10 protein-coding genes and 1 riboswitch are annotated in these 11,353 nt (G+C 27.3%); of the genes, 2 read left to right on the forward strand and 8 right to left on the reverse strand.

The genetic code is table 11. The features are described 5' to 3' along the window. Positions 1-117 precede the first annotated feature (117 nt). The 4 genes from E6248_RS07990 to E6248_RS08005 form a co-directional block, all read right to left on the reverse strand. A complete protein-coding gene (locus tag E6248_RS07990; RefSeq protein WP_316340294.1) occupies positions 118-810 on the reverse strand; it encodes a SprT family zinc-dependent metalloprotease in 693 nt (230 codons plus the stop codon). Positions 811-813: 3 nt separating this feature from the next. Then, positions 814-1,965, reverse strand: coding sequence for an MFS transporter (locus tag E6248_RS07995; RefSeq protein WP_316340295.1), 1,152 nt, complete (start codon positions 1,963-1,965; stop codon positions 814-816). 92 nt (positions 1,966-2,057) lie between these two features. Beyond that, complete coding sequence (locus E6248_RS08000; protein ID WP_316340296.1) at positions 2,058-2,438, reverse strand: desulfoferrodoxin; 381 nt, start codon at positions 2,436-2,438, stop codon at positions 2,058-2,060. A 71-nt stretch (positions 2,439-2,509) separates the two neighbouring features. Further along, positions 2,510-2,917, reverse strand: coding sequence for a reverse transcriptase-like protein (locus tag E6248_RS08005; RefSeq protein ID WP_316340297.1), 408 nt, complete (start codon positions 2,915-2,917; stop codon positions 2,510-2,512). Positions 2,918-3,060: 143 nt separating this feature from the next. On the opposite strand from E6248_RS08005, the gene E6248_RS08010 reads away from it, so the two are divergent. Both E6248_RS08010 and E6248_RS08015 read left to right on the forward strand, forming a co-directional pair. After that, positions 3,061-3,927 (forward strand): LD-carboxypeptidase, encoded by an 867-nt coding sequence (locus E6248_RS08010; RefSeq protein ID WP_316340298.1) that lies wholly within the window; start codon positions 3,061-3,063, stop codon positions 3,925-3,927. A 95-nt stretch (positions 3,928-4,022) separates the two neighbouring features. Continuing rightward, on the forward strand, positions 4,023-4,457 hold the full coding sequence (locus E6248_RS08015) for a GatB/YqeY domain-containing protein (protein WP_316340299.1): 435 nt from the start codon (positions 4,023-4,025) through the stop codon (positions 4,455-4,457). A 119-nt stretch (positions 4,458-4,576) separates the two neighbouring features. Here the strand turns inward: E6248_RS08015 and E6248_RS08020 are convergent, their stop codons facing one another. The 4 genes from E6248_RS08020 to metH form a co-directional block, all read right to left on the reverse strand. Continuing rightward, a complete protein-coding gene (locus tag E6248_RS08020; RefSeq protein ID WP_316340300.1) occupies positions 4,577-5,458 on the reverse strand; it encodes a DMT family transporter in 882 nt (293 codons plus the stop codon). Positions 5,459-5,567: 109 nt separating this feature from the next. Further along, entirely contained in the window at positions 5,568-5,759 is a 192-nt protein-coding gene (locus tag E6248_RS08025; protein ID WP_136005220.1) for a DUF1450 domain-containing protein, read from the reverse strand. A gap of 277 nt (positions 5,760-6,036) precedes the next feature. Next, positions 6,037-7,236 carry an acetate kinase gene (locus E6248_RS08030; protein ID WP_316340301.1) on the reverse strand — a complete coding sequence of 400 codons (1,200 nt, stop codon included), beginning with the start codon at positions 7,234-7,236 and terminating at the stop codon, positions 6,037-6,039. 289 nt (positions 7,237-7,525) lie between these two features. Beyond that, positions 7,526-11,176, reverse strand: a complete 3,651-nt coding sequence (metH, locus tag E6248_RS08035) for a methionine synthase (RefSeq protein WP_316340302.1) — start codon at positions 11,174-11,176, stop codon at positions 7,526-7,528. A gap of 80 nt (positions 11,177-11,256) precedes the next feature. Further along, positions 11,257-11,353, reverse strand: a riboswitch (SAM riboswitch). This riboswitch is flagged as partial in the annotation.

Below are 11,353 nucleotides of genomic sequence, written 5' to 3' on the forward strand. Positions count from 1 at the left end.
ATATTATACAATTATATTTATATATATAAAAGAACAATTTTAACAAAAAAAATGAATTATATATTACGCACTACCTTAAAGTAGTTAATAATACATAATTCATTTATATATTTTCTATTAATTTACTTGCAAAATAGACAATCCATTTTCTTTTAACCATTCTTTTGACTTTTGAAAATCTGGATCTAGCTTATATACTAAGGACCAAAAGCTATTTGAGTGATTCATATGCTTTAAATGACATAATTCATGAATTATAATATAATCCATAACATAATCAGGCATCAATACTAATCGCCAGTTAAGCCTTATTTCTCTTCTACTATTACAGCTTCCCCATCTAGATTTTTGATTTCTTATTAAAACTTTAGATGGTAGCAAATTATACTTACTAGAAAGTGTATTTACTCTATTTAAAATAACATTATTTACATTTTCTAAATACCAACTACTTATTAAATCATTAACATAATGTATGTCTGTATTTCTGGATCTAATAATGATTAAATCATCTTTTATAACTATTTCTTCTATAATCGATTCTTCAACTATCTTTAAAAACTTCCTACCTCTATAGATAATATAAGTTCCATCATTTAAATTATTGGTATCTATCATTTTTATATTCTTTATTATCCAATTTTCTTTACTCTTTAATAATTCTTCAATATAATCATAACTTATCCCTATTGGAGCATAAACACATATTTCTTTGTTACCATTTATTTTTATTGAAATGTTTTTTTTATTTTTATAAATGACACTATAATTAATTATCTCGTCCTTTAAAGTTATACTCTTAGTTATCATAAGTTAATCTATTACCTTTTTCTTGCTAGGTAAGAATACTATAAATATTATTGTAGCAATTACTATTGATATGAAAACAAAAATGTACATCCCAAAATACCCATAACCGCCTTGAATATAACTATAAATTGAAGGGTATATAAAGTTCGCTCCTCCACTACTTAACACAGATAAAACTGAAAATGATGTAGCTACTAATTCACTACTTATTATCTCTCTCAAGTATTTAAATAAGAAACTTAAATAGAATCCATACATTATACCATGTAATTGGTCCCCTAAAACTACTAAAGCTATATTGCCTGTTGACAATAATAATACCTTAATTGCAGCAACTACTAATGCTATAGTTAAACATTTTTTACTATTAGCATTAATTAAGTACTTAGAAACTACTAAAAATGAAAAGAACTCGACAACAACTCTTAAACTAATTGAAAAACTATATATTTGATTTGCCTTTTCTACATCTTTAACTAAATCAACTAAATATGATGAATAAGCAAAATCTAACCCCATATAGCTACCTACGCCTAAAAATATAACAATCATTAATAAAACTATGTTTTTATTTTTGAATAAGTTTATGAACTTTGGATGGTCTTTTTCTTCCTTAATTACAATATCATCTTTAAATTTAGTTGAAATTATAAATATCATTGTACAAATAATAATTATAGCTATAATATGTAAGATTCTAAATCCAAATTTATTTAATATAAGCCCTGATAAGAATACTACACAGGCGTATCCAATTGATCCCCATTTTCTAACATCTGAGAATTCAATTTTACTTTTTATAGATAATTCTTCTATATAAATCTCAAAAATTCCTGCAACAGATGCTAACATAGCACCATAAATAGGTGCATAAATAATTGCTAAATCTTTATTTATAAACATTAATCCTACTATTGAGATTAAGACTCCAAATAAATATAAAATTATAAATTTATTTTTGTTTTTAACCTTTGTGAATATATTAGATAAAATAGGCTGAGCTACTATAGTAAATAAAGCACCCACTGATACAACTCTTCCGACTTCGCTTAAACTAAGACCTACTTCTTGATTCAGGTATGGAAAATAAAATGTAGTTAAAATACTAAAAACTCCAAATATCAAAAAAGTAGATATATTATAATACTTTTTCATTTACTGCCTCCAATACTATATTTACTATATATTACAACACTTTTTTAAAATATAAAAGGCTATCCTATTACAGATAGCCTTTTATATTCTTACTATTTATTGCTCCATAATCCATGTAGATTACAATATTCTCTAACTCTATCTACTTCTCCATCAACTTTAAATACTGCAACTGGTTTTTCGTCAGCATTTAAGTTTTGTCTTAAAACTTTTCCATCTTTTGTTATTACTTCTACCCATTGAATAAAGTGTTCAGCTAACATTGGATGTTCAACTTCTCCAACTTTAACATGTACTTCTCCATCTTTTACTTCTGCAACTGGAATATGCTTTTCAACTGCAGCATCAACTGTGTTTTCTTCTAATAAAGTCATTGGCTTACCGCAACAAACTAGTTGTCCACCCCCAACATTTAATATTTCTACGATGTTACCACAAACATTACATTTGTAAACTTGTAAATTTTTTACCATAAAAAATCACTCCTTCATATATTAATTATGATTATATAATACTACTTTTCTCTTAACTTTACAAATATTTCTTATTGTATTAAAGCCTCTTCTGCTAAATTCCTCACATAATTATACTCATTTACTTCCAAATAGTCGAAATTTATGTCTAATCTTAATGTTTTTATTAAATTCATAAAATTACTTAATAATATTTCTGTCCTACTATTTATTTCAATATCATTTCCTTTAAAGTAATTAACTATATTCATATTAGATACATAAACATCAATTTTTTCTGCATCACTATACTTTAGTATTTCTGATATTCCATGAACTAATCCATATATATGGGCTTCAGTACAAGTTCCCCTTCCTACTTTTTTTGAGAAGGATACCTCATTTCCATTATTATTTAATATAACACCACCTATACCTATATTACTTTGAAAGTTTCTAGTATCATTACATTTACCAGTAACATAAAGACTATACTTCATAAATCCTCCAAATTTATATATTGTCAATATAATGGTATTCCTTTATAACTTATTTTATTCTAAAATCATTTAATTACTATATTTGATTTTTTCTTATTTAAATATATACTTATTTCATAATAAGAAAATATTGGAGGTCAAGTATGAGTTTATTAAATAAAAATGATTCTATAGCTTTAGTTTCTAATTCTAATGGTCTAGATTTAAGTATGATTGATAAAATCAATGAGTTAGAATATATATTAAAACTATTAAATTTGCAACCTATTACTTCAAAATCACTATTTAAAGATGATAATAATAAAACTTTTAGTGCTGAGATTAGGGCTAAAGAGTTAATGAAGTTTTATAATGACAATGATATAAAAGCTATTTTCGATTTATCTGGAGGAGATCTATGTAATGAAGTTTTAAGATATTTAGATTTTTCTAAAATAAATAATTCTAATAAACCTTTCTTCGGATATAGCGATTTAACTGTAATCTTAAATTCATTATATTCTAAAACTAATAAAGTTAATTATAATTATCAATTAAGAAATTTAATTAGAGAAGATGGTAAAAATCAAATTAAAAACTTCAGTAATACCATTTTATTAAATAAAGATAATAGTCTATTTGATTTTGATTATAAATGGATTCAGGGTAGATCTATGGATGGTATTGTAGTTGGTGGGAATATTCGTTGTATGCTAAAACTAGCTGGAACTGAGTATCTTCCTAACTTCGACAATAAGATTTTATTTTTAGAAGCTCTAAGTGGAGATGAAAATAAGATATCAACATTTATTGAACAATATATTCAAATAGGTGCATTTAATAATCTAAAAGGGCTTATATTAGGGCATTTTACTGAATATGAAAGATCAAATTCTAATTCTCCTATAGAAGAACTAATCTTAGGAAAGTTAAACAATGATAAACTCCCTGTTATAAAGACTAATGAATTAGGACATTCACCAAATTCTAAAGCTATAGCTATAGGAACTAATATGCAATTATTTAGTTAATAAATGGTTTTATTGAAATAATTTTAGTTAAAGTATATAATTTAATTTATAATAAACGCCTGTTTATTGTAAACTAATTAGTAGAGGTGACGATTATGTTAAAAGAAGAATTAAAAAAGAACGAAATAGCTGCTATGAAAGCTAGAGATAAACAAACAGTAAATGTATTAAGATTAGTTAATGCTGAAATTAAATCTTACGAAGTTAATGAAAGACAAGATATTACTGATGACGGTATAATAAAAATAATCGAAAAACAAATTAAGCAATTAAAAGAAGCACTTGAATATGCTGAAAAACTTAATGATGAAGCAAAAATTGAGGAAGGTAACTTTGCAATAAAATTACTTACTCCTTATCTTCCTAAACAATTATCAGAAGAGGAAGTAACTGCCATGCTTAAAGAAATAATTGCTAATGGAAACTATACTGCAAAGGATATGGGCAATATTATGAAAGAAATAATGCCTAAAGTAGCAGGAAAATTTGATAGATCAAAAATTAATCCAATGATAAAAAGTTTACTATAAAAAAAGCTGCTCTCAGGCAGCTTTTTTTATTTCATAATTAAAGAATAATATTTAAAACCTCTTTAAAATAATGATAATTTTCTTCTTCATAATATTATTCTTTAAATATTAGTTATAATCTACCTTGTTGTATATTCTTTTTTATCTAGATTTTTATTATAAAGAAACATATATAAAGAAGCTCCAAATATAATTATATATCCTATAAAACTTAATGTATCTGGTAAAACTCCAAAAACTATAAAACTTATTATAGCTGAAAATATTATATTTGAATAATCGAATATTGATATTTCTTTTGCTGGAGCATATTTATATGCTATAGTTATACCAAATTGGCCTATACTTGCAAAAAAACCTGCCATTAATAAATAAAATAATTGTATTGGTTCCATAGGTTTATATACAGTCATCATAAATGGGAATATAGTTATTAATGAAAATAATGAAAAATAAAATACTATTGTATAATGATTTTCTTTACCTCCAAGAGATCTTAGACAAGTATACGCCCCTGCGGCAAAAACGGCTCCCAGAATTCCTATAATAAATGGTATCATTGATAAATCAAAACTAGGTTTTATAATAAATAATGCTCCGAGGAAAGCTACTACTATTGAAATAAATTGCTTTAAATTAATTTTTTCTCCTAAATATAAGGCTGAAAAAATTATAACAAAGAATGGACTAAGCTTATTTAACATATTCGCATCTGATAACACCAGCATATCTATTGAATAGAAATTCAATACTATTCCTATAGTCCCTAAAGTTGATCTTAGAATAAGTAATTTTTGATTCTCTTTCTTTCCAAAAAATCTTTCTTTATTTTTAATAATGAAAAATAATGCTATTATACAAGAAACTAAATTTCTATAAAATGTTTTTTGAAATGAAGGTAAATCTCCAGATAGCTTAACGAATGCTGACATAGCTGCAAATCCAAAAGCAGAAAATGTTATAAATATTATTCCTTTTACTCTATCACTTAAATTGTTCATATCATCACTCCTAACTTCTTACTATAATATAATATATTACACATAAAATAAAAAGCCTTAAAATAGTATTTAAAATAATTGGAGCTGTCAAAGTGACAGCTCCATATTACTACTCTTCAATTTGGCTTATAAATTCTTCTTCTGTTTCAGTTTCAATGTACTTTCCATTAGCATAACCAATTACAAGTCCATCTCTTCCTCCACATTCACCTATGCATCCAACTTCTACATTATCTGCACCAAATTTTAATTCTAATTTTTCTATATCTATTCCTGAACAAACTGGACAAACTGATATCATAATTAATTCTCCTTTAAAATACTTTCTTTATGAGTTAATTATATAAATTATACTATTTAAATACAAATTCTAATATTTTAAATTAGGTCTTATTTTCTAATGATATCTCTTATTAACTAATTATTTTTATCGATTTCATAATATTTGATTTTATAAAATTAAATTTGCAACAATCATATTTATTTGAACTTTTTCTTAATTACTTCCTCATCACTTATCTTATATCTATAAATACAGAAAAGACAGACCTTCTTAGATCTGCCTATAATAACTTAAACTAATTATTTTTTATTAATTTTACGGTATCCCTAGCTATCATTAATTCTTCATTAGTAGGAATTAGATAAACCTTAACCTTAGAATCTTCTGTTGAGATTTCTTGTATCTTTCCTCTTACATCATTTTTTTCATCATCAATTCTAAATCCTAAGAATTCAAGTCCTCTTAAAGATTCTTTTCTAGTAACTATTGAATTTTCTCCTATTCCTGCTGTAAATACTATTACATCTACTCCACCCATAATTCCAGCATAAGCTGCAATTTGTGCTCTAACTTTGTAGTGGAATATATCTAAAGCTAGTTTAGCTCTTTCATTACCTTTTTCAGACTCACTTAAAACATCTCTAAAATCAGATGATACTCCAGAAATTCCAAGAATCCCTGATTTTTTATTTAATAGCTCATCAATATCTGACATTGTGTAACCTTGTTCTTCAACTAAGAAACTTATTACTGATGGGTCAATGCTTCCTGCTCTTGTTCCCATCATTACACCCGCAAGTGGAGTGAATCCCATTGAAGTGTCGATTGATTTTCCACCTTTAACAGCTGCTAAAGAGCAACCATTTCCTAGATGGCATGTTACAATTTTTAAATCTTTTATATCTTTTCCCATAACTTTTGCAACCTTCTGAGAAACATACATATGAGAAGTACCATGGAAACCATACTTTCTTATTCCATATTTTTCATATAATTCGTATGGTAGTGGACAAATATAAGCTTCCTTAGGCATTGTTTGATGGAATGCTGTATCAAATACTGCTACCATTGGTGTATTTGGCATTAACTCTTTACATGCTTCAATCCCAATTATATTTGGTGGATTATGTAAAGGTGCTAGAGAGATACAATCTCTAATAGATTCTATTACTTCTTCATCAATTATTACTGAATGAGAGTATTTTTCTCCACCATGAACAACCCTGTGTCCAACTGCACTTATTTCTTCCATTGATTTTATTACACCATGCTCTTTATTAACTAATGCTTCTAATACAAGCTTAATAGCATCTTTATGGCTAGGCATATTTTCTTCAATTACGTATTTATCTTTTCCTTCAACTTTTTGAGTTAAAATAGATCCCTCTATTCCTATTCTTTCAACTAACCCTTGAACTAATGAATTCTCTGTATTCATATCTATTAATTGATATTTTAATGACGAGCTTCCACAGTTAATCACTAATGTTTTCATCCCGATTCTCCTTCTTCTCACTTTATTCTATATTATATATAATACACTAAAAATCTATATATTCAAATTGATAGATTATTCGATTTCTACGAAATACCTTCTTTATTGTTAAATGTTGCATTTTTTTATCTACTTTCTCCATTTCTTTAAACATTATAGTTTACCTTACGAACTCTAAGTATAGTTATATTCAATATAATTTAATAATACAACTTATTTTATATATATTTATATCAATATAATACAATGGACTACTTAATTTAAATAGTCCATTGAGCTTGTATATTTATTACAGAAGAATATGAGGCATTCTATATTTTAAATCTTTTATATCTGAATTATTCCTTCTAGCATAGTCTTCTAATTGTTCGTTATCTACTTTATAAACATCAAAATATTTAGCTTTTTCATTGGCAAAGTATAAGCCACAAACTGATGATGGTGGATCCATCATATAACTTTCTGTAACAACTGCCCCTGTATTATTCTCTCCATCTAAAACTTTAAAAATCTTTGTTATCTCCTTTTGATCCTTAATAGATGGATATCCTACAGCAGGCCTTATACCTCTATATCTTCCAATTAAAAGTTCATCATAAGATAAATCCTCATCCTTTGAATAACCCCAATACTCTTTTCTTATATCAAGATGCAGCTTTTCTGCAAAACCTTCAGCTAATCTATCGCATACAAAGGTTAAAAGCATTGAATTATAATCATCACCAGCTTCTTTAAGATCTCTAATATATTCCTTTGCTTCCATTCCACTAGTAGTTATAAAAGCTCCTAGATAATCTTCTTTTCCGCTTTCAATTGGTGCTATAAAATCACTTAGTGATAGATATACTTCTTCTTTGCCCTTTTTTTGCTGTCTGAAAAAGTTAAAAGTCTCAATTTCATTACTATTCTTATCAAATATTTTAATATCATCTCCAACTGAATTAGCCTTAAACAACCCAATTACACCTTTTAATTTAACTCTTCCATTGGATTCTAATTCATCTAACATCTTATTTGCATCTTTAAATAGCCTTCTTGCTTCCTCTCCATATTTTTCATCTTCTAATACTTGAGGATATTTCATTCTCATTCCCCAAGCAGCAAAGAAAAAGCTCCAATCAATATATGGCCTAATTTCTTTAATAGTATAATTATTTACATCTTTAACTCCAAGGAAGTTAAGTTTCTCAATAGTAACATTATTCCAATCAATTTTAAACTTATTTTTTCTTGCTTCATCGATAGAAACAAAATCTTGTTTAATTTTATTATAATTATCCCTTTGCTTTTTATATTCTTCTTTAGTATTTCTAACAAATTCATCTTTATCTTTTGACATAAGTGTTTTACAGATTTCTACTGTTTTAGATGCATCAAAGCCATAAATAACTGGTCCACTATAGTTTGGATCAATCTTAAGTGCTGTATGAACCTTAGATGTGGTTGCACCACCTATTATTAGTGGCTTTTTAAAGCCTTGTTTTTCCATTTCATTTGCTACATTAATCATTTCATTTAGTGAAGGTGTAATTAAACCACTTAATCCAATTATATCTACATCTTCTTCTATTGCAGTGCTTAATATTTTTTCACAAGGAACCATTACCCCAAGATCAATTACATCAAAATTATTACATGATAACACTACTCCAACTATATTCTTACCTATATCATGAACATCACCTTTAACAGTTGCAAGTAGTATCTTACCATCCTTTTTATAAGTACCTTGATTTTGTGAATCTATATATGGAGTTAAAATTGCAACTCCCTTTTTCATAACTCGTGCAGATTTAACTACCTGAGGTAAGAACATTTTACCGTCACCAAATAATGATCCAACCTTTTTCATACCATCCATAAGAGGTCCTTCTATAATATCTAAAGCTTTATCATATAAGGTTAAAGCTTCATTTAAGTCTTCTTCTATATGATCACTTATACCTTTAACTAAGGAATATTTAAGTCTTTCTGAGCAATCAAATTCTCTCCATTTATCTTTACTTTCATCTTCTTTTTTTTCATCTGATTTATATCTATCTGCTGCTTCTAGTAATTTTTCCCCTGCATCACTACTTTTATTAAATATTACATCTTCAACAAGCTTTAATAAGTCTTTGGGAATTTCATCGTATATTTGAATCATCCCTGGATTTACAATCCCCATATCCATGCCATTTTTTATAGCATAATATAAAAATACTGAATGCATAGCTTCTCTTATTTTATTACTACCTCTAAAGGAAAAAGATAAATTACTTACTCCACCAGATACTTTTGCATAAGGTAAGTTTTCTTTAATCCATTTAGTAGCATTTAGAAAATCTACAGCATAGTTATTATGCTCTTCAATACCAGTAGCTATTGCTAAAATATTAGGATCGAAGATTATATCTTCAGGTGGAAAATTAACTTTATCAACTAATATATCATAAGCTCTTTTACAAATATTGATTTTCTTTGCATAATTGTCAGCTTGACCACTTTCATCAAAAGCCATTACTACTACTGCTGCTCCAAAATCTTTAATTAAATTAGCCTTTTCTATAAAGTCTTCTTCTCCATTTTTTAAAGATATTGAGTTAACTATATGCTTCCCTTGGATTACTTTTAATCCTTTTTCAATTACTTCAAATCTAGAGGAATCTATCATTATAGGTTTTGCAGAAATATCTGGATCAGAAGCTAATAATTTTAAGAAATGTTCCATTTCTATTTCACTATCTAGCAACCCATCATCAACATTTATATCAATAATTTGTGCTCCATTTTCAACTTGTTCTTTAGCTATAATTAATGCTTCTTCATATTTATTTTCTCTTATAAGTCTTGCAAATTTAGCTGAACCTGAAACATTAGTTCTTTCCCCTATATTTACAAAGTTAGTATTTTCATTTGCCCTAGTTACTTCTAAACCACAATATATACTTTCTAATTTTCTCTCCTTAATAATTCTTGGTTTATATTTCTTAACCAAATCTGCTATTTTTTCTATATGCCTATAAGTAGTACCACAACAACCACCAACCATATTTAGATACCCCTCTTTTAGCATTACTTCAACATACTTAGCAGTAATTTCTGGTGATTCATCATATAATCCTAGTTCATTAGGTAATCCTGCATTTGGATATACTGATACGAATAAATCTTGAGTATCAGATAATTCCTTTATAAATGGAATTATGTCCTTTCCCCCAAAAGAACAGTTAAGACCTATTGATATTACGTTTTCGGCTCTCATTGATGAAGCAAAGGCTTCTAATGTTTGCCCAGATAGAATCCTTCCCGACTTATCAGTTATTGTTCCAGAAATCATTATTGGTAAAAACTCATTTCTCTCCCTATATACTTCATTAGCTGCAATTATTGAAGCTCTTGCATTTAATGAATCAAAGATAGTTTCAACAAGAACTATATCTATTCCTCCATCCATTAATGCCCCAATTTGTTCCTTATATGCTTCTTTTAATTCATCAAAGGTAACACTTCTAAAGGATGGATCTTCTACATCTGGCGATAAAGAAGCCATTTTATTTGTAGGTCCTATAGAACCTGCTACATATCTTCTTTTACCATCTATTTTATAAAAATCATCACAAGCTTCCTTTGCTAGTCTTGCACTTTCAAAGTTCATTTTATAAACTAAATGTTCTAATTCAAAATCACTTTGTGAAATTTTATTAGAGTTAAGTGTATTAGTTTCAATAATATCTGCCCCAGCCTCTAAAAAGCCTCTATGTATTGCATCAATTACCTCTGGCTTAGTTACACTTAAAATATCATTATTCCCTTTCTGATCAACGTGAAAATCCTTTAATAAGTCTCCTCTAAAGTCTTCTTCTTTTAATAAGTAATTTTGAATATTTGTCCCCATAGCTCCATCAATAACTAATATTCTCTTCCTTAATTCCTTAACTATTTCAAAGCTTGAATTCATTACTTTGCCCCCTTTTTAATAAAAAAATAAAATCTCTCCTAATAAAAGAAGAGATTTCTACATTCATATATAACTATTCTCTCTTATCTTTCAGAATAACTGCCGGATTTAGCACCACATTTAATAAATCATAAATAGGTTGCCGGGTTTCATAGGGCCAGTCCCTCCACCACTCTT

Origin of the sequence: Clostridium sp. (assembly GCF_032552055.1) — a bacterium.
Lineage (GTDB): Bacteria > Bacillota > Clostridia > Clostridiales > Clostridiaceae > Clostridium.